The sequence below is a fragment of the Streptomyces sp. NPDC048288 genome (genome assembly GCF_043201555.1).
Taxonomy (GTDB): domain Bacteria; phylum Actinomycetota; class Actinomycetes; order Streptomycetales; family Streptomycetaceae; genus Streptomyces.
On record NZ_JBICZD010000023.1, the window covers coordinates 73,745 to 94,166 of the forward strand.

Consider the following 20,422-nt stretch of genomic DNA (forward strand, 5'->3'; position numbering starts at 1 on the left):
GGAACAATCCCAGACATGACCTGCGAAGACACCCCAGTGCGATTGACCTGGGAAATCGAGTTGTACGAGCCGTTCAGCAAGGTGTGGCTGTCCAAGGGCTACGGCCGGGCCACCACCAGCGCCGCGCCCGCGGATATCGCGCGGGCGGTGCTGGCCGGCTACCTGGCGGGGAATCCGGCCCGCGGTGGGGAAACGTTCCGGGCCACCGTGCGGACGGACACGGGGACGGTGGTGACGGCGACCGCCGACGAGTTGGCGGCCGCGGGATGGAAGGCGGGCCCGGACGTCCGCCAGGCACTCCCTCTCTACCTGCGGGACGCGCTCACGGCTGGGGCTGACACACCTCGCACGGAGTAGCCCAGTTCTCCCGCAGGAACAGCCGGGCCTGGGTGTTGTCGGGAACCGGGGTCAGGGCCCGCACGGCTGCGGTGCAGTCGCCGCGGTGCAGGATCCCCGGGCCCTCGCCGGGTGTGGCCGGCACCTCGAGCTGCCAGGGGTAGGTGTCCTGGATGACCGTGGGCACGCTGTCGTAGTCCTGGCCGGGCACGGGCTGTACGACGCTGGCGGGGATGTCGACGGTGGTCTGGTACCACCAGGTGCCGTCCGGGTCCCGGCGGCGGCCGCGGAGGACACCGTTGAGGACCTGGCCGTTGGGCAGGACCACCAGGATCCGTGGTTCCTCTTCTCCGTGGCGTTCTGTCACAGGCCGATACCGATCAGGGCGTTGTCGTTCTCGTCCCACTGGTCGACGATCTGCATGTAGCCGTCGAGGACCTTGGAGCCGGGCTTGTGGCCGGTGATCGCGGCGATGGCCTTGCGGTCCTTGCCCTTGCGGCGGGCTTCGGTGGCCATGCCGGAGCGTACGGAGTGGCCGGTGAAGAGGTTGGCGCATCCGGCGCGGAGGCCTGCGGCGGTGATGATGTCGCCGGCGCGCTGCGGGGTGAGGCCCTGGGGCTGGACGGAGCCGGTGTGGTGGATGCGGCGGAAGGCGTGCCGGTCCGGGTCGGTGATGTCGGCGGCGTTGGCCCAGGCCTGCCAGGCGCGGACGGGGCACGTGGCGGGGTGTCGGCCGTAGGGGACGGGGACGGTGCGGGGGTCGGTCTTGGAGACGGCGACGTGGACCAGGAGGCCGTTGTCGTCGGGGCGGATGTTGCGGAGGCGGAGGCCTGCGAGTTCGGCGCGGCGGGCGGCGATGGAGAAGCCGAGGAGGAGCATCGCTTGGTCGCGGAGGCCGAAGATGTCGGTGTCGCACTTGGAGACGATGAGCTGCAGGTCGACCAGGCGGAGGGCGGGGGCCTTGCCGCGTCCGCGTTCTGGCTCCTCGGCTTCGGCTGCCTTCTTGGCGTAGTCCTTGAGCAGCTGCCGGGCGGCTTCGGTGTCGTCGGGGTCGACGAGGACGCGGTACGGCGGCCGCCGGAGGGTGACGACGACGCCGGCGAGCTTGCGGTCGATGGTGGCGTACGCGCGCTTCTCCCGGTTCCACAGGTAGTCGACGAAGGCGCGCAACGTGCCGCGGGTGGCGGCGGTGGGTGGGATCTGGAGCTGGGCGCAGAAGGCTTCCCAGGTCTTCCAGTCGGATCGGTATGCGCGGGTGGTGTTGTCGGGGCGTTGGTCGTCGGCGTGGGTGTCGCTGGCCGCGTCGAGGGCGGCGAGGCGGGCGCGGAGGGCGTCGTCGAACTGATCGGGCAGGAGCGGGGGTTCGCCAGGCCTGGCGGGCAGGCTGTCGGTGCTCACGGACGCCACTCCGGCAGGAAGTCGGGGTGGTCGTTCCATTGGCTGGCCGCGATCGTCAGCTGGAAGTGCTGCATCGCCGGATCCGTGCCTCGCTCGATGTCTGACCGAGCGCTGGCCTTCAGCATGACCAGCAGGTCAAGGAGTGCCTGGAAGGACCGTTCCTGGTCGGACTTGAACGGGGCCGTGTCGCGCAGCGGATCGACGCGGGCCTTGATGAAGTCGGCGACCTTGCCGATGTCGTCCATAGTCTTGGCGGGCGGCGGGGTGTAGGCGTCGGCCTGAGTCATGGTCACATTCTAGCGATCTTCCCTGGCGATATGGGAGCTTATCGGGAACCATGGCGCGCGATCCCGCACCACCCGATGTTGTTCGATGCGTTCGATTCTTCGTCAGGAACGATCCTAAGCATGGCCGTTGACTGCGCCCGGCGCGGCGCCCCCATACCTCACCCCAAGCAATCCAAGGATTGTCAAGGATTCCAAGAGTTGCTAACCTGACGGCATGACAGACACTGCTCAGCCCACCGGGTTCTGCTACTGCGGATGCGGCAACGCCATCGGCTACGGCCGGTTCTTCGCCGCCGGCCACGACAAGATGGCCGAGGCCGCGTTCCTCGCCATCCACCACAGCGGCTCCGTCGCGCAGATGCTCCACACCCACGGCTACGGCCCGACCGACGCCACGTCCGTCACCAAGACGGCGGTCGACCAGGGACTGTGGCAGGTGTGCCCGCGCGGCTGCGGGTACCGGGGCACCCAGGAGAGCATCAACAACCACGTCAACCGGTACCACCTGCCCAAGGACATCCAGCAGGCAGCCCAGTCCGTGGAGGAATTCGGGCGAGCCATGCGAGGAGAGAAGTAGGGAAGTGAGGACACCAGCCATGGCTATTCCGAAGCCGACGAAGGCGCAGACCGACGCCCTCGCGCTCATCGCGAGGGGAGATGTCTACCGCTGGGAGCACAGCGGCTCCTGGTGGATCATCGCACCCGGCAACATGCCGATCCCGAAGGTGACCGCCGCATCCCTGGTGAAGCGAGGGTGGGCCGTCTACGGCGATCTCCTCGGCGTCAAGCGCCCGCTGACCATCACGGACGCAGGCCGCGCCCACCTGCCCAACGCCTCCACCACCGAGGAGTGAGGACGCCGACCATGCTGGCGACACCCGAGCGCACGCGTGACGACCACGATCGCCCGATCCAACTCTGGCACCTCCTCGGAGACGGGCATGTCTGCAACGGCGAGTGCGACTTCCACCCGATCGCGTGCAGCAACACGGAGGGCATCACCCTGCCGGCCGGAACGCGCGACGTGCCGGTCGACCTGGACGAGCCCGGACAGCGGTGGTGCGGCGACTGCCTAGTCATCGCGCAGAAGTGACCGCATACGACGGTGCGCCCGCCTGAGGAAAACAGGCGGGCGCACCGTCATGCAGGCTATCGGCTGTTCAGTTGTCAGAGGTCAGTGGCTTTCGTCCGCCGCTCTACGCTGCGCGTGGGGCAGTACGTTCCAGACAGCGATCCTAGCCGATCACTTGCGTCCTGCCCGCCACGCCTCCAGGTCGGCGGTGCACAGCACGCACAGCGGGTTCCCGCCCGGCCCGTACCGGTGGCACGGATGCTGACATGCCTGGCACGGGCCCACCAGGTTCGGCGGGCACTCCGGGGCGGGCGGCTTCGGTCTGTCAGCGGTCAGCATGCCGCCATCGTACGAGCGTGCGTGTCACGACCTGGTCACTCCCCTTCGTGATCCCTCCATATCCGTCTACGGTGCGTTCGTCGTACATCAACTGGGGGGAATCAGACATGCGCACCCGTACCGTCAGACCGGCCGCTGCCGTCACCGTCCTACTGCTCGCCGCGCTGACCGCGTGCAGCAGCACCGGCAAGGACACCGCCGCCGAGAGCGCCTCGAAGACGCCAGCCGTGCGCAGCGCGAGCACGCCGGCCGCCAGCCCGTCCGTGGACTGTGCCGACCAGAGCCTGGACCAGGCCACCTGGGTGAAGAACTGCGCTGGCGCGGCCGGTACGGGCGGGGACGGCACCACCGGCGCGCAGACTCTCGGTTGGGGGAAGACAGCGGCAACCGTCGGCGCGCAGTTCCCCGTGGACGGTGGCCCGGGCGGCGGGGCCCTCGAGGTCACGCCGTCGACCGTCGTCTACGCCAAGACCGCGATGGGAAACACTGCGGCGAACGGCGTGTACGCCATCATCACCGTTAAGGACCGCGCTACCGGGGCCACTGCGGCGGCGGAGTCCGCGCCGATCGAGGGCGGCGGCTGGCAGTGGATCGCCCCGGACGGGCAAGCTGTCGACGAGGGTGAGAACGACGCCTCGTCGATCACTCCCAACGGGTTCACCGGGGGCGGGATGGTGCAGGCGGGTACCTGGCACTGGCGGACCATCGCGTTCGACCTGGCCGAGACGCAGCGCGGCGGGACGATCGCCTACACCGACGGGGACGGCAGCGTGTACCGGTGGAAGGTTCCGGCCGCCGAATCCGGGCCCGAGCTCGCCGCGTTGAAGAAGGGCATGGAAGGCAACTACTAGGCGGACCGGCGGAGCGATCCGACGAGGAGGCGGGCGTCCAGGAGTCGGTCGATGTCCGGGTGCCCGCGGTGGTGCCGCAGGCTCTCGAGGTTGGCGTCGATCTGCTCCACGGTTCCGACGGCGTACGTGGATCCGTGAGCGCCGTCGATGACGATCTGGCTGTCGTGCTGCTTGCTGCGCCTCACGGTCCCCCGCCTTCCCTCGGCCTGCCCTTTCAGCCGAGTGTGGCCGGATTCCGCCCGAACGTTCCCTCCGCTCGGATCAGGCGGGTTCGGGCCCGAGGTTGGTGAGGAGCATGTACCACGGGTACGTCGTGCTGGAGTAGATCGTCTCTCCGCCCGAGCCCTGATAGGCCAGTGCGATCGTGGCCTTCCCGCTGCCGTCGACCTCGCCCGCGCCCACCACGATCTGCATGGTGCCGGGAACGCCGGGGAAGCTGGAGGCCTGCGGGTAGTACGACGGGTGCCCCTCGGTGAGAGGGGTGGCCGAGTCGGTGCCCAGGTAGCGGGAGATCGTGCCTGCGGACGTCAGGATGACGAGGTCGAGGAAGGACCCGCTGCCGGCGCGCATGAACGAGGGGCTGACCTGGATGCGGTCTCCGACGGCAGCTGTGATCGATGCCGACAGCGGTGTGCTGCCCGACGTCACGACCGTCCACGTTCCAGCGGAAGGGAGCGTCACGTCGCCGGGGGTCAGCCGCACGTCGGAGGTGCGGATGGTCGCGCTGTCGCCGGGGTCTCCCTTGTCGCCTTTCGGGCCCTGCGGTCCTGTGTCGCCCGTCGGGCCGGTGGCACCGGCCGCGCCATCGGCTCCTGCCGGGCCCTGAGCTCCGGTGGCACCGGTCGGCCCGGCCGGTCCCGTGTCGCCGGTGTCGCCCTTCGCTCCCTGGGCGCCGGTGGCCCCTGTCGCGCCGGCCGCACCAGTGGCGCCTGTCGCGCCGGCCGCACCAGTGGCGCCTGTCGGGCCTTGCGCTCCGTCGGCTCCAGCCGCGCCCGCAGGCCCGGTATCGCCCGTGTCGCCCTTGGGGCCCTGCGCGCCGGTGGCGCCAGTCGGTCCGGCCGGGCCCTGCGCGCCAGGGACGGTGACGTAGTGCGGGGTGCTCGGGTCGAGGACCAGCAGATCGGTCAGGTCGACCTCGTCGGGCGTGCCCGCGAGGGTGAAGTACCGGACGCTGGACTGGCCGCCGACGGTGGTGATGGCCTGCCATATCCAGCCCGTCGGGTTGGAGCCTGCCGCGCTGTTGTCCAGGAGCCGGACGCCCACGGTGGTGCCGTCGGTGTCGACGAGACGGCCCTGGGTGTCGAACCGGTAGACGCCTCCCCCGGTCCACTGCACCGGTGTGCCGTCGATGACGACCGCGGGCACGTTCGGCGACAGGCGGACCGTGCCGGTCGCTGCGGTGGCACCGGCGGGGCTGTTCACCGTCAGGTGGACCAGCTTCGTGGGGACGTCGTCAGGGAAGGTGGGCATCACGGCCTCCTAGGTGCGGCGCAGGGCGAGCAGGCCGAGCGGGAGCAGCGCCGTACCCGAGTCGCTCGGCGAGGGCGTAGGGGTGTCGGACGGGGTGGGGTCGGCGGTGGACGTCTGCGTGCACGTGTAGCGGGGGTTGTCCGGGTCGAAGTTGTCGACCGGCTCACACTCGTACTTGTTGCCGTACTGGTCGGTGTACGTCCACGACGACGGTGGGGATCCGTTGGAGCCGTTGGTCCCGTCTTTCCCGGGCGCGCCGGTGGCGTCTTGGCCGGCGGGCCCGGTCGGGCCTGACACGGTGGAGTCGGCGCCGGGCGCACCGGACGGCCCGGTGGCGCCTGCCGGTCCGGTGGGGCCCGGGCTGGGGGTGATGGTCGGGGCGTCCTTGCCGGGTTTCCCCGACGCCCCGGGAGCCCCGGACGGGCCGACCAGACCCGCGGTCCCTGCCGAGCCGCGCGGCCCGGCCACCGGTGTCCCACCCAGTGATTCCACCTGCGCCGCCAGCAGGTCGTTACGGCGGCGTTCGGCTGACAGGTCCTGTGACATCACCAGGAACCCGGTGACCACGGCGGCGAGCGCCGCGGCCGCGAGGACGATCGCCACAGCAGCGATCCAGTTGTCCCGGCGGTTCCGCCGGCGTCGTTCCACCCGGCTGCCAGGCCTCGGGGGAGTCACGTCTTGCCTCCTGCCATAAAGAGGATCACTGGGACGACCAGGCCGAGCAGTGAGATGACCGCCCCGACGAGCCAGCGCCGGGTCTGCGTGATCCGGTCAGCGTCTTGGATGCGCTGTTCCTGAACGGCTGCGATGTCCCGGTCGTGTTTGGCGGACATCTGCTGCACCGTCTTCTCCAGATCGGTGATGTCCTTGACCAGGGCGGCCTTTTCCACGGAGTACACGTCGATCGAGACCAGCCGGTCCAGGCGCTGGTTGATCTGTGCCATGTCCTCGCGGACGTCGCCCCGGAGGGCCTGGATGAGCCGCCCCAGTTCACCGAGAGACGGATCATCGTTCACTGGCTACTCCGGGGGTGGGGGGTGGCTAACGGGGCCACAGGGTCAGGCGGCCCTGACGAGGCTGGACTGCTCGACCTTCAGGGACGGGATCGGCGCGGTGACCTCGCGGCGCATGACAATGGCGACGCCGCCCTCGACGGCCAGCATCCACAGGGACTGGGTGTGCGCGGACATGTTGAGGCCGAAGCCCATGAACAGGGCGAGGCCGGCCTGGCCGAGGTTGACGATCGCGGCGAACGCGGCACCGTTCTTGAGGATGAGCGCGTTGGCGCCGGCCACGCAGCAGGACAGGAAGGCCATGATGAGGGCCTGCTGGCTGTCGGTGACGTGGACGCCGTAGGCGGCACTGAGCTTGAGGGCGACGGCGACGAACGCCAGGATGGCGACCGGTTCACGACCGAAGATCTTCACTGTGTTCTCTTCTCTCAGGTGGGTTGGGCGAGGGAGCGGCAGCCGATGACGGTGCCGTCGGAGGTGGTGACGTCGGTGTGCGTGACGAGGAGGTCCGTGCGGCGCGGGTGCAGCGCCAGGGCCACCTCAAGAGGGACGATGTAGAACACGCCGTCCCGGGCCGCGGGCAGGTTGTCGGCGTGCCCGTACTCGATCAGCTCCACCGGGACCTCGTCCTGGTAGATGGTGACCAGCTCGATCGGCTCCAGGTCCGCAGCCTGCGGAGCGGGGTCGATGACGTGCTCGAGACCGAGGTCGATGTCGTCGACGCTGTCGGGCCGGTCCGCGTTGTAGATGCGGACGACCCGAGGCGTCAGGTTGACGATGCTCACGCCGTGACCTGGAAGCCGTGCTTGGTGCCCAGCTTGGTCAGGCTGCTCTTACCGGGGATGCCGTCGGCGCCGGTGCCGCTGTAGCCGAGCTTCTTCTGCCAGGCCTTGTAGGCGTCCTTCGTCTTCGTGCCGAAGGAGCCGTCGACGTACGTGCCGGAGAGGAGTCCTTCGGCCTTCAGGGCGCGCTCGACCAGCAGGACCTCGCTCTTGTAGGTGGTGTGGCCCTGGGCGGCTGCCGGGTCGTGCTTGGCCGCGTACACCACGTGCGCGAGCGCCACCTTCGGCTTCGCGGGCGCCGGGGTCGGCTTGGCCGGGGTGACGGTCACGAACGCTGGCCACGTGCCCGGGTCCTGGTGGGTGTTCTCCGGGACCTGGGAGTGTCCGTACCAGCCGCCCTGCGACTCCCACACGGACTCCGAGCGGTGCGGGGTGAAGTCCGTGGGCCTGCCCATGGGCCAGGTGTTGGGGACGCCCCAGGAGTGCACCCAGTCCTGCAGTTGCTGCCAGCCCTTGCACGGGGTGTCGGACAGCTTGGCGTACACCTTCCCGTCAACCCTGCAGTACGGGAAGAACAGCGCTTCGATCTGGAGGACGACCTTGCCAGCGCGGTTGGTCCTGGTGCCGCCGGACAGGTCGACGACGGACTTGGAGCGGGAGTCGGCCGGGAAGAACTGGGCGAACTCGCCGGTGAACGGCGACCACAGGATGTGCGGGGCCATCCCGGCGCCGCCGCCGGTGAAGTACGCCTTGAGGTTCGCGAACGGCACCAGGTCGACGGGCTTTGCAGCCGAGGCGTTCTTGTCCCACGTGATGTGAGCGATGGCCTTGGCCGGGTACTGGGTGTCGCACGGGGCGTGGTCGCCGACGTCCGTCTTGACGGCGCCGGGCATCCACAGATCGGGCATGGTCAGACTCCGTTCTGGGTGAGCAGGTCGCGGATCTTTTCGCCGAGTTCGGCCCCCGTGACGGCGGGCGTCGGCGTGGGAGACGGTTCGGGGGTGGGCTGCGGCTGGGGCTCCGGGATCGGGTTCGCCTCGCCGGTCAGGGTCGCGAACTGGACGCCCAGGGCGTAGAAGGACGGCGCGCCGGTGAAGTACGAGGCGGCCTTGGTGAGTCCGTCGGCGTCCAGGACGACCCAGGCCTCGTCGACGTACTTCTTCCAGAACGCCTCGGTCATCTCGGTCTCGGCGCCCCAGGTGACGAGGCCGAACTTCTTGTTCCCGTAGGCGCCGACGATGACGCAGTGTCCGCCCTCGACCCGGGCGCCGCGCTTGACGTCCCAGGTCTCGCCCGCGTTGAACTGGTCCATCGCGCTGTCGGGGAAGCTCATTCCGACGTACACGGTGCCGAAGGTGGCGATGGCCTGCTTGACCTCGGTGAGGTCGGAGACGTCCAGGCTGGCGTAGGCCACGATCTTGTGACCCTCGAGGCCGGTCTTGCGCCAGTAGCCGAGGACGTCCTGGCAGTAGGCGCCGGTGTCCGAGTCGGGGTTCGTGGGGGTGTAGCCGGTGATGGCCGAGTACATGCCCAGGACGTTCTTCTCGGTCGGCTGGATCTCGGTGCCGGAGCCGTAGAAGGTGAGCTGGTTGACCATGTGGCCGACGCCGGCGCAGGTGCAGTCGCCCACGCTGTCGTTGGCGTACATGGGCCAGGTGATGATGTCGGACTGGTAGTCGCAGGAGGCCGGTGGGGCGGCGAGTCGTTCCTGCAGGACGGCGGACAGCCTGAGTTGCGGGCGCGCGGGTTGTGCGGGGAGCTTCCCGAGCGGGTACTGGGCGGGAGCGGACGTCGTCTCCACCAACCCCTCCTAGCCTTCAATTCGAAGAAATACAAGGATCTTTCGCGTCGAATCACAGGCTAGCCGCTATTGTGTGTGTTGTTTCCTCCGCTCAGAGGGACGGCCTGGCGGGCCACGGAGTGCGGACCCCGTGGCCCGTCGGCATGCTCACGCGGGGAACGATCCGGGCGGGTGTTCGTACGCTCGCGGTATGGCCCACAGCCCCGTCCGCACCGTCGTACTCGCCCGCAGCCTCGCCGAGTTCCACGCGTGGTGCCGCCAGACCCGCACCAGCCCCCGCGACCGCTCCGTCCTCTACGCCTCCGGCCCCCACGCCCTGGGCGGCCTGGATGGCGTGGAGATAGTCCGTCACGGCATGTGGCGTGACCGCCTGGACGAAGCCGCCTACACCCAGGCCGTCGCCTCCCTGGAGGCCCGCCAGTCCCCTCAGGCCGGCGCCACCTTCAGCTCGAGCGACTCCCCGTACGCGGCCCGGAACTGATCCGGCGTCCACGTCCGGGCGCCCGCCACGAACACCGGCTGCACCGTGCTCCCGCCCGGCTCCAGCAGGTTGGGGATGAGTGCCCACGCCACCACGTGGGACGGCGTGGGCACCGCGGAGATGTCGGTGCCGCGCGGTGCGTACGCGTTCACCCGCCAGCCGGGGGAAGCGGCCACCACGCCCGTGATCGGGCCCGGCTCGGGGTCTGCTGCGGTGTCTGGCGTGAGCATCGGCACGGCTTGCTCCTGTCCGTGGTGGGTCAGCTGACGCCGGCCCACATGGTGAAGGCGTTGGTGAGGCTGTTCGAACCCGGTGTGATCGAGCCGGGCAGCGCGGTGAGTCCGCTGCCGTTCGTGGCGAAGCGGTAGTTCGACGCGGTCAGGCCGCCGTTCGCGATGGTCAGGGACAGGCCCGAGGAGCGGCCCAGGGTGGCCGGGGTGGTGGCCACGTTGAGGAAGGCGACCCAGTACGTTCCCGCCGGTGCCGCATAGGGGGTGACCACCGCCTGGTTGAGGAGCCCGCTGGAGGCCAGGGCGGTGTCGATCGCTCCGGCCGCGGTGGCGGCGCGGATCGTGCCGGTGGAGTCGATCAGTGCCAGGAAGTTCTGGTTCGCCGTCACCCCGGAGGCTGCGGTGGCGATGGCCACGGCCAGTTTGCTGATGGTGGTGGCGTACCGCAGGGTGACCCGGGCCAGGTAGAGGGTCCCGGACACGGTCAGGGTGGTGTTGGAGGTGTTGGCCGGGTCGTAGTTGAAGGCCGCGAATCCGAGGTCGGACGCCATGAGCATGTTGGCGGGGACCTGGATGCCGTTGATGGAGAACTTGTCGGCGCCGGCCAGGCTGATGCGGCTGTAGCTGTTGCCGCCGCCGCTGTTGGGCCACGCGTTGAGGATGAACGCGCTGAGGGCGCCGTTGTCCTGGACGTTGGCGGTGGTGCCGGTCTGGTAGGTGCCGCCGATGACCGTCGGGGCGGTGACCCCCGAGCTGATCTTCAGGTTGATGTTGTTCTGCTCGCTGTAGGCGTTGAGGATCGTGGCGCTGTCCGCGCCGGTGTCCAGCCAGATGCCGTTGCCGGCCGCGTTCTCGACGTCGGGGTGGATGAGCGTGATGGAGTGGGCGTTACCCACGTAGATGCCCGAGCTCGCGGCGTCGTCGCCGGAGGGGACGAGGCGGCAGCCCTGGACGATGTTGGAGTGCGAGCCGCCGCTCAGGTACACGCCGGCGGAGGCGGTGCCGCCGTAGTTGATCCGGCACTCGCGGACGGTGTTGTAGTGGCAGGTGGCGGCGTTCAGCTTCACGCCGACCAGCGGGGCGACGCCGCTGCCGCCGGCGTCGATGAGGAGGCGTTCGACGACGGCGCCGTTGCAGTTGGAGATGTCCACGGCGGTACCGACGTGGGAGGCGTTGGTCTGGGAGATCCGCATGTCCCGGACGAAGAGGCGGATGTTCCCGGAGGCCTGGATGGCGGTGGTTGCGACGGAGCCGTCGAAGAGGATGCGGGAGGCGTGCCCGAGGCCGATGAGTTCGGTACCGGTGATGCTGGCCGTCAACGGAGAGGTGATCTTGAAGGTGGCGGTGGGGATGAGGACCGTCGCCCCGTTGGCGGGCACCGCGTTCAGGGCGGCCTGGATGGCGGCGGTGTCGTCGGTCGTGCCGTCGCCGACGGCGCCGTAGTCCTTGACGTTGATGAACGTCGTCTGGTTGCCCGTCCGGCCGCCGCCCACGTTCCCCAGGACCTGGGAGTTCTTCCCGCTCAGGTCGAGGGCGGCGTAGGACCAGGTACCGGTGGTGATGATCTGATTCTCGCTGATGATGTTGCCGCCGGAGCCTCCGTCGGAGGCTTCCCGGATGGCGGTGCGGGAGACCCCGTTGGTGGGGTCGGAGGTGATGACGTTGTCGGAGACGATGTTCCCGGCGGTGGCGTACTCCAGGTGGATCCCGGACGCCGCTCCCGCTGTCCCAGCGTGCCCGACTGAGAAGATCGTGCAGGACGTGACGACGCAGCGCTGCGCGGCAAGGAAGATAGCGGTCCCGGCGAGGCCGTCGAAGTTGCAGCCGGTGATCTTCGTGGACTTGGTGTCCTGCACCTTCACGCCGATGACGTCGTGGGCGCCGTTGACGAAGTTGCAGTCGGAGATGAACTGCGTGCCCGCCTGGTCGTAGACCATCGCCGGGTTGGTGCCGGCGCCGCCCAGGTACTCGAAGTCACAGGCCAGGATCTGGTTCTCGTCCGAGGAGTCCATGTGGATGCCGCGGCCCGGGCCGGTGGAGCTCATCGACTGGTCGAACAGGCAGCCGATCACCCGGTTGTTGTGGCCGAACGCGCCGCCGGTCTGCCCGCCGAGGTAGAGGGCATCGTCGCGGCAGGCGGTGAAGTGGATGTTGTCGAAGCAGGAGGCGACCGCTCCGGCGGCGTTGATGCCGCCGCTGCTGCCGGTGGTGCCCTGGCCGGTGCAGTTCCCGTCGATGGTCATGTCCCGCATGGTGATGCGGGTGTCGGCGGCGGTCATCGCGAAGACGTAGCAGTTGGAGGAGTTCTTCAGCTTGATCGAGGTACCCCAGCCGGAGCCGACGATGGCCATGCCCTCGCCGGCGGGGATGCTGATCGGCGTGGACACGATGTAGGTGCCCTTGGGGATGTAGAGGGTCTTCTGCGCGGCCGCGGCGGCGTTCACGGCGGCTTGCAGGGCCGCGGTGTCGTCGGTGGTGCCGTTGCCGGTCGCGCCGTAGGCGGCGTCGGTGGCGACGGCCCAGTCGAGCTGCTTGGTGAGCTGCGCCGGGTCGACCTTGCCGCTGCCGTCCAGGACCGCCCAGCCGCCCGGCGCTCCCCCTTCCGCGATGAACGCGGCCAGCGCGGCCCCGGTGTCGGTCGCGGCCATGACGTAGCGGCGCCCGTACCCGAAGTCCGTGTACACGCTGGTGACGCCGTCGGGGCCGTAGAACGTCACCGCGCCGTCGGTGTCTGCGGTCACCGTGGTGATGGGCGCGCCGGTGGTGTCGGTCAGGTCGGTGATCTGGGTGCCGCCGGTCAGGGAGTCCCACACGGTGCCTTCGGCGTCCGGCCGCAGCAGGAGCTGGTTGCCGACCTTCTCAGCCGCGTAGTCGGCCGGGCTGCCCCCGAACAGGTGACGGGCCACAGGAGTCTCGCTTTCTCGGCTCAGGTGAGCCAGTAGGAGCCGTCGACGGTGAAGACGTCACCCGAGCGGATGTTGAACGGCGTGTTGTTGGTGAGGCTGAAGGAGTTGGGCCGGTCTGAGGTGGTGGATCCGTTCGTCATCGAGTACCGGAACCGGGCGATCTTCGAGGTGGACTCGGTGGGGAAGCACATGGCGACGCCGACCGCGGAGCCCTCGCCGTTACCGGACGAGAAGTTCCACACGAACAGGGAGCGGTGGCCGCTGGTGCAGGGCAGCCCGGGCGGCAGGGACACCTGCAGGGGTGCGTCGATGCCGGCCGGGTTCCCGGTGGGCTGCAGTTCGATGGTGAAGTCGACGCGCTTGTTGACGACCTGGGCGCGGCCGATGTTCACGGACCCGCCGCCCCAGGTGACGATGTTGGTGTCGGCGTACCAGGTGGGGGTGAACGTGAAGTCCTTCACGCCCACGCTGGTGAGCCAGTTCCAGTTCGCGCCGTCGCCGACGTACAGGCCGGTCTCGTCGACGAGGAGGGTGTTCTTCGCGCTGGGCGGCCGGTTGCTGGACAGGGCGGGCAGTACGCCGCGGCTGGTGAAGTAGCGGCGGTCGACGACGTTCGCTGCGAGGACGACGGTGGAGGCGGCGGCCACGGTGCACTGGGCGAGGGGGATCTCCCACACGCCGGTCTCGTCCTGGGTGAGCGGCGGGGCGGTGGTGCCGCCGGTCTTGTACACGGCGGTCACGCTGTTCGCGGACTGGTCGGCGCGGAGCACGACCATGTCGACGCGGGCGGCGCCGCCGGCGTTCGCGGGCACGGCCAACGTCTTGGCGGCGTCCAGGTGGTAGAAGAACCCGTTGACGAACGCCATCCCGGGGGCGACCGACACGGTGGTGGTGCCGGAGCCGGTGACCTTCAGGACGGTGGTGGCCGGGTCCTCGGTGTGGGCGCCGTCGGAGCCCCAGCGGCGGGCCATCCGCGACCACTGGAGTTCGGTGCTGATGCTGGAGCCGTCGAACGGCGCGGAGAACTCGGTCATGTCAGGCTGCCTTCCTTGTCTTCAGGCGCCCGACGTCCTTCTTGACCTGGGCGATGTAGGCGTAGATCCGGGCAACGGTGGAGGTGCCGGTGGAGTCCCCGCCGACGGTGGCGGTGACCTTCGGGCCGTCCTGCGCGGTGCAGGTCAGGGAGACCTCGCGGACGACGTCCGTGTACCAGTCGCCGCGGATGTCGGCCGAGACGGTGTCCCCCACGCTGTAGTCGCGGCCGTAGCGGAGCTGGGGGATGTCGATCGGGGAGATGGACAGGGCGCCCTGCCCGGCCCCGTTGGTGAGGGCCTCGTCGCCGGCCTGGTCCATCTGCGCGGTCAGGTCCACGCTGGCGGTGTCCACGCTGGTCTGGTCGACGAACTGCTCGATGACCAGGCCCGGGTAGATGGGGTCGGTGCGGTCGTACGTCTTGCACACGCGGGGGCTGGTGCCGCCGCCGGCGACGACGATGGCGCGGGTGCAGGTGGGCGGGGTGGTGGTGTAGGAGGCGTCGGTCAGGTTCCCCAGCCCGAACGAGAATCGGGCCGCGGCCTGAGTGGCCGGGACGTACACCTGGAACTGCAGGCCCAGCCCGACCTGGACGACACGGAAGCCGAGGCCCGCGCTGCCCGCGATGTCGGCGAGAACGGTCAGGAGGTTGTCGAACTGGTTGACCTGACGGGTGATCGTGGCCCCGTGCAGGCCGTCCGCGGCGAGCGTGAGCAGCGGGTTCTTCCGGCTCGCGAGGGCGCCCGGTCCGGCGTTGACGTTGACCAGGGTCCGCATGCCCGTCTCTGCCTTGACCGCGGACAGTTTGTACACGGAGTCGGTCTGCGATCCGATGACCGCGGTGGGGGTGGGCCAGCACGTGTACTGGGCGAGGACGCTGGTGTCGTCGACGCCGCCGACCGTCAGCTTCCCCGAGCCGCCGTCGCTGGCCGAGCGGGACCAGTCGACCGACCGGATCGGCCCGGACATGACCGTGCTGCCGTCGGCGGTACGGACGATGAGCCCGTTCCCTTCGACGAGCAGGCCGGCCTTGTCGCTGTCGGCGGACACCTCGAGGGTGAACGCGCCGACCGCGTTGTAGCGGGGGATGACCGTGAGGGAGGTGTAGTCGGCGACCTGCCCGAGACGGTTCAGGCCGCTGTCGCGTACGTACACGCGCAGCGCGTTGGCATCCACGATGTGTCCTCCTCTCAGGCGGCCAGGTAGCGGGGCTGGTAGGTCATGCGGACACGGGTGTTCGAGGTGCTGCCGGTGACGGTGAGGGTGAGGTCGTTGATGCCGGGCTCGAGCGCCCACATGGTCGAGGCGTCCGTGAGGTCGCCCCACAGGTTCGTGGTGCCGTTGAGGACCGCGGTCTGCTGGCGTTCCCGGGTGTCGATGACGATGGTGTCGCCGACGGTGATGGTGTGGGTGAGGACGAGGACCTCACCGGTGGTGGTGTTGGTCAGGCTGATCGCGGTCGCCGGCCCGGTCACCGTCCACACCGGGAACGCGTCGTCGTCGCCGTCGTTGTCGACGGTCACCGCACCGAGGACCTGGGAGTTGCCGACGACCAGGGGCAGGAACGGGAAGAACGTCCCCGACACGGCGGCCCGCCACTCGGTGGTCGCCTCGGCGCCCAGCCAGAACGGGGACGGGCAGGCGAACGTGAGGACGCCCATGCACCAGCGGGTACCGGCCGCGTCCAGGGACTCGTCGCCCTCCAGGCCAGCCGAGTAGCGGGCGCCGATGGTGCGGGCGGTGCCGTCGGCCTGCACCACGGTCAGGGTGCCGTCGCCGCGCTTGGGGTTGAGGGAGCGGATCAGGGTGCGGCGGCGGGTGAGGTAGGCGGTGCGGGAGTCGTCGGCCCAGAACGCGATCGGCAGGGCGATCTCCTTGCCGCCGGCGCGGACCTGCCGGATGGCGTAGCCGTCGATGCCGGGGGACTCGTCCTGGGTGAATGCGTAGGTGGGCATGTCCAGGCCCTTGGCGCCGGGCTGGAGGACCCAGCCGTTGGCCCAGTCGGAGAAGTTGGTGACCGCGCCCGCGGGGTCGGTGAACGAGATGGTGGGCTGCTCGTTGACGCGGGTCGGCCAGGTGACGCCGGGCCCGGGTGGCGTGGTGATCGCGGGGACGAGGATGGGCATGTCACGCTCCGTTCACGACGGGCCGGTGGAGCATGTCGTCCATGGCAAGAGCGGCGAGCACGGACTGCCGGGAGGCGACCTCGCGGGTGGTGGCGCTGTAGTAGAGGTTCCGGTCGCCGTAGGTGGCCGCGGTGCTGTTGTTCTCGACGCGGGCGGTGGCGGCCGCAGCGGATCCGCGGACCAAATTGGCCATGCTCGCGGCTGCCTGGGCCGCTTCGGGGGCGGTGGCGTGGACGCCCTGGGCGAAGCCCTGCACGGTGTACTTGCCGAGTTCCGCGAACACCTTCGACGGCGACTTGATCTTCAGGGCCTTCTTGATCGCGGCCTGGATCTTCTTCGCCAGAGCGGACATGGCCTTGTCGATGGAGTCCTCCTGCGCCTTCAGGCCGGTCAGGTAGCCCTTCCCGGACTGGGCGCCGGCGTCGTACATGGCGTCCGCCGCGTACTTGCCGTAGGCCTCCGACGACTTCGCGATCGCGCTCTGGGTGGTGTTGATGTCCTTCAGCTGTTCCGGGGTGGCGTCGACCAGGGCCTGCGCGTAGGAGGCGCCCTGGTCCGGGCCCGCGCTGATGATCTGCTGCAGCAGCGTCTTGGACAGGCCGCGCTGTCCGAGGATGCGGATGTTCCCGGAGAACTTCCGGATCTGCGCGAGGCGGGTCTGCAGCCCGGACAGGATCCCGCCGGCGTCGAACGTGTTCCCGGCGCTGGGCAGGCTCGTCATCTGGGCGAAGCTGGTGGCCTGGCCGACGCTGTCCGCGCGGAGTTGTTCGGCGGCCGCCAGCTTGGCGGCGATCGCGTCGCGCTGCTTGGCCAGCGCGTCCAGCATCTTGTTCGTGCCCGCGATCTGGACGAGGAGCTTGTTGTCCAGGGACGTCTTGACGCCCTTGAACGCGTTCTTGACCGCGGTGGCGACCTTGGTCATGGCGGCGTCGATCTGCGCTGCCGTGCCGGCGAGTTGCTTGAGGAAGTCGGCGCCGACAGAGGAGGCGATCGGGCCGGTGTCGATCCGCTTTCCGCCGACGGTGATGACCCCGCCGGAGGCGTAGCCGCGGGGGCGGCCGCGGCCGATCCTGAGGCCGCCGATGAGGCCGCCGCGGGCGTAGCCGCCGGGCCGGTTGTACGCGGCCGCCAGGCTGCCGTAGCGGGCCAGCGCGTACTTCATGCTGGCGTAGATGTTCGCGATCGGGTTCGTGGAGACGCCGTACGAGAACGGGCCGGTGTTGCGGTACTTCCCGGCGTAGGCCCGGAACGTGGAGTCGATGACCTGCATGAGGCCGACGGAGGGGTGGCCGGCTTTCCAGTTGGAGTCGGTGCGGTTGACCGCGAGCGGGTTGCCGCCGGACTCCTGGTTCATGCGGCGCAGCGTGGTGTTGACCAGGCTGAGGGACTGGTGGACCTGACCGAGGGCCTGCTGGACGACACCCTTCCAGCGCTGGACGCCGCTGCCTCCGTCGCCGGTGCCGCTGCCGGTCAGGTACGGCATGGGGTCGACGGCCTTGCCGTGGACGCGGGCCTCGAGGTGGAGGTGGGGGCCGGTGACGTTGCCGGTGGCGCCGACCGAGCCGATTCGGGCGCCCTGCTTGATGCCGTAGCCGACCTTCGCTGCGATCGCCGACATGTGTGCGTACAGGGAGGCGAGGCCGCCGCCGTGGCTGACCATGACGTGCTTGCCGTACGGGCCGCCGGACACCGCGGACTGGACGGTGCCGTTGTCGACGGCCACGACCTTGCGCCCGACGGGGGCGGGGAAGTCCAGGCCGGTGTGCCGGCCCGAGCTCCACATGCTGCCCTTGACGCCGAACCGGGTGCCGTACGGGACGTTGACGGGTTTGATCCACTGCCCGGACGCCTCGGGGATGTCCTTGCCGCGGATGTAGTCGATCGCCCTGTCGATGAACATCAGCGGCGCGGAGGCGATCATCCCGGGGTAGGTGTTGACGTTGGAGCCCAACGCCTTGGTGAGGCCCTGCTTGACCGGTTTGAACGCCTTCTCGGCGAGGGCGCCGAAGGTGCCGCGGACGGCGTCGGTGCCCTTCTTCAGGACCCCGCCGACGCCGTCGGCGATGGATGAGCCGACGCTGCTGATGGCGTTGCCGATCGACCCGAAGATGCCACCTTCGGAGAATCCGTACTGGGCGCGGGCGACGGCCGGGTGCTGGCCGCGGATCGCGGCCTGGTTCATGGCGTGCAGGCGCTGACGCTCGTAGGGGTCGCGCATGACCTCGGAGACGTACACGCCTTCGCCGCGCCGCATGGGCACGAGTTGGTCGTCGCCGTCGCGCCAGGTGGACCAGCCGGGCAGGATCCCGCCGCGGGCGAGCCCCTTGGGCAGGCTGATCTTCGACAGGTTGGGGATGCCGGGGATCTTTCCGGCGGTGGCGTTCCACACGCCGACGATGCCCTTGTTGTAGACGACGTCGATCCAGAACTTGATCGGCGCGGACACCAGGGTCTTCAGGCCGGTCCAGACTTTCCCGATGCCGTCCCGGATGTTCTTGAATGCTGCGGTGAGGCCCTTCCCGAACGTGTCGAAGCCCTGCCGGGTGGTCTTCCACGTGTCGGAGGCGATCGACTGGACGCTGTTCCAGAAACCCGTCCAGACCTGGGTGGCGCCGGTCTTGAGGCCCTTGAACAGGTTGACGATGCCGTCCTTGAGGGCGGTGACGATCTCCTTCAGCCGCTTCCACATGCGGGAGAACCAGTCGATCGCGCCGTGCACGATGTCCGGGATGATCGAGTGGCCGAGGAGGACGTCGAACAGCCACTGGAATGCCTTCACGATCCACTTGACGGCCCAGTCGATGACCTTGACGAGGTCGGTGACCCAGCCGATCACCTTGGTGACGATCGGCACCAGGACCCGCAGCGCGCCCGCCAGGGCCCCGGTGATGACGCCGGCCACGAAGACGATGAGCGGGATCAGCGGGGTCAGGACGTTCACCGCGAGGAACAGCAGCTGAACGATCAGCTGGCTCAGGGACGGGAGGAGCGGGAGGAGCGCGGTCAGGATCTGCGGGAACAGCGGCGCCAGCTTCGCCAGCAGCACCCCGATCATGCTGACGGCGGGGATGAGGGCGTTGGCGACCGGGATGAGGGCCTGGACGAGCGCGTCGACCACGGTGATCAAGCTCTGCCCGAGGAGTGTCACCACCGGCGCCAGCGCGGTGATGACCGCGCCGATCAGCCGGCCGATGGGCAGCAGCAGCGGCATCAGGGACTGGACCAGGCCGACGATGACGCCCATCACGGTCTGGATGACCGGCAGGAGCGCGCGGACGATGGGCATCAGGGCGGTGGCGAGGGACTGAACAAGGCTGGTGATGACCGGCCCGAACACGTCGGCGAGCTGCTCGATGACGGGAGTGAGCGCGGAGATCAGGGGCAGAGCGGCCTGGATGGCCGCGCCCAGGGTGGTGGCGAGCAGGTTCGCGATCGCGTTGATGGCCTTGAACACGCTGGTGAGGGCGGCCTGCACCTCGGGGAGGGTGATGATGCGGCGGACCTCGGCGAGCGCGGCGCCGATCGTCCCAAAGAAGTCCCCGCCCGCCGCAGCCGCGGCCTTGAACAGGCCACCGATGATCCCCGCGATGTCGCCGAGGACGTGACCGAACTTCACCGCCACATCCAGGGCGGTGCTGATGGCGTCGGTCAGCTCACCGGACTTCAGGCCCGCCGACAGCTTGTCCATCACCCGGTCGATCACGCCGGCCGCGCCGTTGGTCATGCGGTCGAACGCGGGCTGCGCGGCCACCGACAGCTGCGCGAACCCGGTGACGAGCTGGCCGGGGACCCGGGCGAGGTTCCCCAGCGACTGGTGCACGCCGTCGAAGACCTTCTTGAGGGTGCCGGTCTTCTGCAAGTTGGACACCGCGGTCAGCGCGTTGCGGCCCATCAGGTTCAGGTCGCCCGCCGCGCCGACCAGGCCAGTGCGGACGGTCGGCAGGATCTGGCCGCCGACCCGGCCGAGGCGGGTGGCGATCCCGGAGAACAGACGGTCCTGGACGTCCAGCTTCATGTCCCGCCACGCCGGCGCCATCTCCTGCAGCTCGCCGACGAACGCCTTCGCGTTCGGGGACAGCTTGGCCAGGGTCTGGTCGAGCTTGGAGGACTGCGCGGCCGCCGACTGCTGGGCCTCGGCCACGCTGCGGGCGGCGTCGGCGACGGCCGCTTGCGCGTCCGCGATCTGCCGCTGCCCGTCCACCTGCGCCTTGGTGACGTTCGCCTGAGCCTCGGCCAGGGCTCGCTGCCGGTCGGCGACCTGCTGGTCGGTGTCCGCGACTTTCTGCTTCGCGTCCACC

Annotated in this window: 23 protein-coding genes; 6 read left to right on the forward strand and 17 right to left on the reverse strand. The window is 69.5% G+C overall.

Annotated features, from left to right (window positions below; translation table 11 throughout):
• Nucleotides 1-15 precede the first annotated feature (15 nt).
• Nucleotides 16-357: a hypothetical protein gene (locus tag ACGFZS_RS47270; RefSeq protein ID WP_393800412.1), complete on the forward strand. Its 342-nt coding sequence runs from the start codon at nucleotides 16-18 to the stop codon at nucleotides 355-357.
• Here the strand turns inward: ACGFZS_RS47270 and ACGFZS_RS47275 are convergent.
• The 3 genes from ACGFZS_RS47275 to ACGFZS_RS47285 are packed head-to-tail and all read right to left on the reverse strand — an operon-like array spanning nucleotide 323 to nucleotide 2,021.
• On the reverse strand, nucleotides 323-703 hold the full coding sequence (locus tag ACGFZS_RS47275) for a DUF6233 domain-containing protein (RefSeq protein WP_393800413.1): 381 nt from the start codon (nucleotides 701-703) through the stop codon (nucleotides 323-325). The genes ACGFZS_RS47270 and ACGFZS_RS47275 overlap by 35 nt on opposite strands.
• Nucleotides 700-1,734 carry a site-specific integrase gene (locus tag ACGFZS_RS47280; protein ID WP_393800414.1) on the reverse strand — a complete coding sequence of 345 codons (1,035 nt, stop codon included), beginning with the start codon at nucleotides 1,732-1,734 and terminating at the stop codon, nucleotides 700-702. Before ACGFZS_RS47280 ends, ACGFZS_RS47275 begins: the two co-directional genes overlap by 4 nt.
• Entirely contained in the window at nucleotides 1,731-2,021 is a 291-nt protein-coding gene (locus ACGFZS_RS47285) for a hypothetical protein (protein ID WP_393800415.1), read from the reverse strand. The genes ACGFZS_RS47280 and ACGFZS_RS47285 overlap by 4 nt, the downstream gene beginning before the upstream one ends.
• A gap of 214 nt (nucleotides 2,022-2,235) precedes the next feature.
• Between ACGFZS_RS47285 and ACGFZS_RS47290 the strand changes: the two genes are divergently transcribed.
• The 4 genes from ACGFZS_RS47290 to ACGFZS_RS47305 all read left to right on the forward strand — a co-directional run bounded on the left by ACGFZS_RS47290 (nucleotide 2,236) and on the right by ACGFZS_RS47305 (nucleotide 4,283).
• Nucleotides 2,236-2,598, forward strand: a complete 363-nt coding sequence (locus tag ACGFZS_RS47290) for a hypothetical protein (RefSeq protein ID WP_393800416.1) — start codon at nucleotides 2,236-2,238, stop codon at nucleotides 2,596-2,598.
• A 19-nt stretch (nucleotides 2,599-2,617) separates the two neighbouring features.
• A complete protein-coding gene (locus ACGFZS_RS47295; protein ID WP_393800417.1) occupies nucleotides 2,618-2,875 on the forward strand; it encodes a hypothetical protein in 258 nt (85 codons plus the stop codon).
• An 11-nt stretch (nucleotides 2,876-2,886) separates the two neighbouring features.
• Complete coding sequence (locus ACGFZS_RS47300) at nucleotides 2,887-3,114, forward strand: hypothetical protein (protein WP_393800418.1); 228 nt, start codon at nucleotides 2,887-2,889, stop codon at nucleotides 3,112-3,114.
• A gap of 425 nt (nucleotides 3,115-3,539) precedes the next feature.
• Nucleotides 3,540-4,283 carry a hypothetical protein gene (locus ACGFZS_RS47305; protein WP_393800419.1) on the forward strand — a complete coding sequence of 248 codons (744 nt, stop codon included), beginning with the start codon at nucleotides 3,540-3,542 and terminating at the stop codon, nucleotides 4,281-4,283.
• Here ACGFZS_RS47305 and ACGFZS_RS47310 read toward each other — a convergent pair.
• From ACGFZS_RS47310 to ACGFZS_RS47345, 8 genes are all read right to left on the reverse strand, one after another.
• On the reverse strand, nucleotides 4,280-4,468 hold the full coding sequence (locus ACGFZS_RS47310) for a hypothetical protein (protein WP_393800420.1): 189 nt from the start codon (nucleotides 4,466-4,468) through the stop codon (nucleotides 4,280-4,282). The genes ACGFZS_RS47305 and ACGFZS_RS47310 overlap by 4 nt on opposite strands.
• Nucleotides 4,469-4,544: 76 nt before the next feature.
• A complete protein-coding gene (locus ACGFZS_RS47315) occupies nucleotides 4,545-5,753 on the reverse strand; it encodes a hypothetical protein (protein ID WP_393800421.1) in 1,209 nt (402 codons plus the stop codon).
• 9 nt (nucleotides 5,754-5,762) lie between these two features.
• Nucleotides 5,763-6,428, reverse strand: a complete 666-nt coding sequence (locus ACGFZS_RS47320; protein WP_393800422.1) for a hypothetical protein — start codon at nucleotides 6,426-6,428, stop codon at nucleotides 5,763-5,765.
• Nucleotides 6,425-6,769 (reverse strand): hypothetical protein, encoded by a 345-nt coding sequence (locus tag ACGFZS_RS47325; RefSeq protein WP_393800423.1) that lies wholly within the window; start codon nucleotides 6,767-6,769, stop codon nucleotides 6,425-6,427. Before ACGFZS_RS47325 ends, ACGFZS_RS47320 begins: the two co-directional genes overlap by 4 nt.
• A gap of 42 nt (nucleotides 6,770-6,811) precedes the next feature.
• On the reverse strand, nucleotides 6,812-7,180 hold the full coding sequence (locus tag ACGFZS_RS47330) for a hypothetical protein (RefSeq protein ID WP_393800424.1): 369 nt from the start codon (nucleotides 7,178-7,180) through the stop codon (nucleotides 6,812-6,814).
• Between the two features lie 14 nt (nucleotides 7,181-7,194).
• Nucleotides 7,195-7,551 carry a hypothetical protein gene (locus tag ACGFZS_RS47335; protein ID WP_393800425.1) on the reverse strand — a complete coding sequence of 119 codons (357 nt, stop codon included), beginning with the start codon at nucleotides 7,549-7,551 and terminating at the stop codon, nucleotides 7,195-7,197.
• Complete coding sequence (locus ACGFZS_RS47340) at nucleotides 7,548-8,456, reverse strand: peptidoglycan-binding protein (protein WP_393800426.1); 909 nt, start codon at nucleotides 8,454-8,456, stop codon at nucleotides 7,548-7,550. Before ACGFZS_RS47340 ends, ACGFZS_RS47335 begins: the two co-directional genes overlap by 4 nt.
• A gap of 2 nt (nucleotides 8,457-8,458) precedes the next feature.
• The gene (locus ACGFZS_RS47345) at nucleotides 8,459-9,349 is read right to left on the reverse strand and encodes a hypothetical protein (protein ID WP_393800427.1); all 891 of its coding nucleotides are present in this window, start codon (nucleotides 9,347-9,349) and stop codon (nucleotides 8,459-8,461) included.
• 190 nt (nucleotides 9,350-9,539) lie between these two features.
• Between ACGFZS_RS47345 and ACGFZS_RS47350 the strand changes: the two genes are divergently transcribed.
• Nucleotides 9,540-9,830, forward strand: coding sequence for a hypothetical protein (locus tag ACGFZS_RS47350; RefSeq protein ID WP_393800428.1), 291 nt, complete (start codon nucleotides 9,540-9,542; stop codon nucleotides 9,828-9,830).
• Here ACGFZS_RS47350 and ACGFZS_RS47355 read toward each other — a convergent pair.
• The 6 genes from ACGFZS_RS47355 to ACGFZS_RS47380 form a co-directional block, all read right to left on the reverse strand.
• The gene (locus ACGFZS_RS47355; RefSeq protein WP_393800429.1) at nucleotides 9,776-10,060 is read right to left on the reverse strand and encodes a hypothetical protein; all 285 of its coding nucleotides are present in this window, start codon (nucleotides 10,058-10,060) and stop codon (nucleotides 9,776-9,778) included. The genes ACGFZS_RS47350 and ACGFZS_RS47355 overlap by 55 nt on opposite strands.
• A 29-nt stretch (nucleotides 10,061-10,089) precedes the next feature.
• Nucleotides 10,090-12,966, reverse strand: coding sequence for a glycosyl hydrolase family 28-related protein (locus ACGFZS_RS47360; protein WP_393800430.1), 2,877 nt, complete (start codon nucleotides 12,964-12,966; stop codon nucleotides 10,090-10,092).
• 20 nt (nucleotides 12,967-12,986) lie between these two features.
• Nucleotides 12,987-14,000: a hypothetical protein gene (locus ACGFZS_RS47365; protein WP_393800431.1), complete on the reverse strand. Its 1,014-nt coding sequence runs from the start codon at nucleotides 13,998-14,000 to the stop codon at nucleotides 12,987-12,989.
• A gap of 1 nt (nucleotide 14,001) precedes the next feature.
• Nucleotides 14,002-15,174: a siphovirus ReqiPepy6 Gp37-like family protein gene (locus tag ACGFZS_RS47370; RefSeq protein WP_393800432.1), complete on the reverse strand. Its 1,173-nt coding sequence runs from the start codon at nucleotides 15,172-15,174 to the stop codon at nucleotides 14,002-14,004.
• Nucleotides 15,175-15,188: 14 nt separating this feature from the next.
• Nucleotides 15,189-16,124 (reverse strand): phage distal tail protein, encoded by a 936-nt coding sequence (locus ACGFZS_RS47375; RefSeq protein WP_393800433.1) that lies wholly within the window; start codon nucleotides 16,122-16,124, stop codon nucleotides 15,189-15,191.
• 1 nt (nucleotide 16,125) lies between these two features.
• Nucleotides 16,126-20,422 (reverse strand): peptidoglycan DD-metalloendopeptidase family protein (locus ACGFZS_RS47380; protein WP_393800434.1); only part of this gene is annotated, 4,297 nt, incomplete at its 5' end.

What these genes read in the sequence shown, in the direction of transcription:
- ACGFZS_RS47270 (WP_393800412.1), top strand. Translation starts at nt 16, where the DNA reads ATGACCTGCGAAGACACCCCAGTGCGATTGACCTGGGAAATCGAGTTG.
- ACGFZS_RS47285 (WP_393800415.1), bottom strand. Translation starts at nt 2,021, where the DNA reads ATGACTCAGGCCGACGCCTACACCCCGCCGCCCGCCAAGACTATGGAC.
- ACGFZS_RS47290 (WP_393800416.1), top strand. Translation starts at nt 2,236, where the DNA reads ATGACAGACACTGCTCAGCCCACCGGGTTCTGCTACTGCGGATGCGGC.
- ACGFZS_RS47295 (WP_393800417.1), top strand. Translation starts at nt 2,618, where the DNA reads ATGGCTATTCCGAAGCCGACGAAGGCGCAGACCGACGCCCTCGCGCTC.
- ACGFZS_RS47300 (WP_393800418.1), top strand. Translation starts at nt 2,887, where the DNA reads ATGCTGGCGACACCCGAGCGCACGCGTGACGACCACGATCGCCCGATC.
- ACGFZS_RS47305 (WP_393800419.1), top strand. Translation starts at nt 3,540, where the DNA reads ATGCGCACCCGTACCGTCAGACCGGCCGCTGCCGTCACCGTCCTACTG.
- ACGFZS_RS47315 (WP_393800421.1), bottom strand. Translation starts at nt 5,753, where the DNA reads ATGCCCACCTTCCCTGACGACGTCCCCACGAAGCTGGTCCACCTGACG.
- ACGFZS_RS47340 (WP_393800426.1), bottom strand. Translation starts at nt 8,456, where the DNA reads ATGCCCGATCTGTGGATGCCCGGCGCCGTCAAGACGGACGTCGGCGAC.
- ACGFZS_RS47350 (WP_393800428.1), top strand. Translation starts at nt 9,540, where the DNA reads ATGGCCCACAGCCCCGTCCGCACCGTCGTACTCGCCCGCAGCCTCGCC.
- ACGFZS_RS47355 (WP_393800429.1), bottom strand. Translation starts at nt 10,060, where the DNA reads ATGCTCACGCCAGACACCGCAGCAGACCCCGAGCCGGGCCCGATCACG.
- ACGFZS_RS47365 (WP_393800431.1), bottom strand. Translation starts at nt 14,000, where the DNA reads ATGACCGAGTTCTCCGCGCCGTTCGACGGCTCCAGCATCAGCACCGAA.
- ACGFZS_RS47375 (WP_393800433.1), bottom strand. Translation starts at nt 16,124, where the DNA reads ATGCCCATCCTCGTCCCCGCGATCACCACGCCACCCGGGCCCGGCGTC.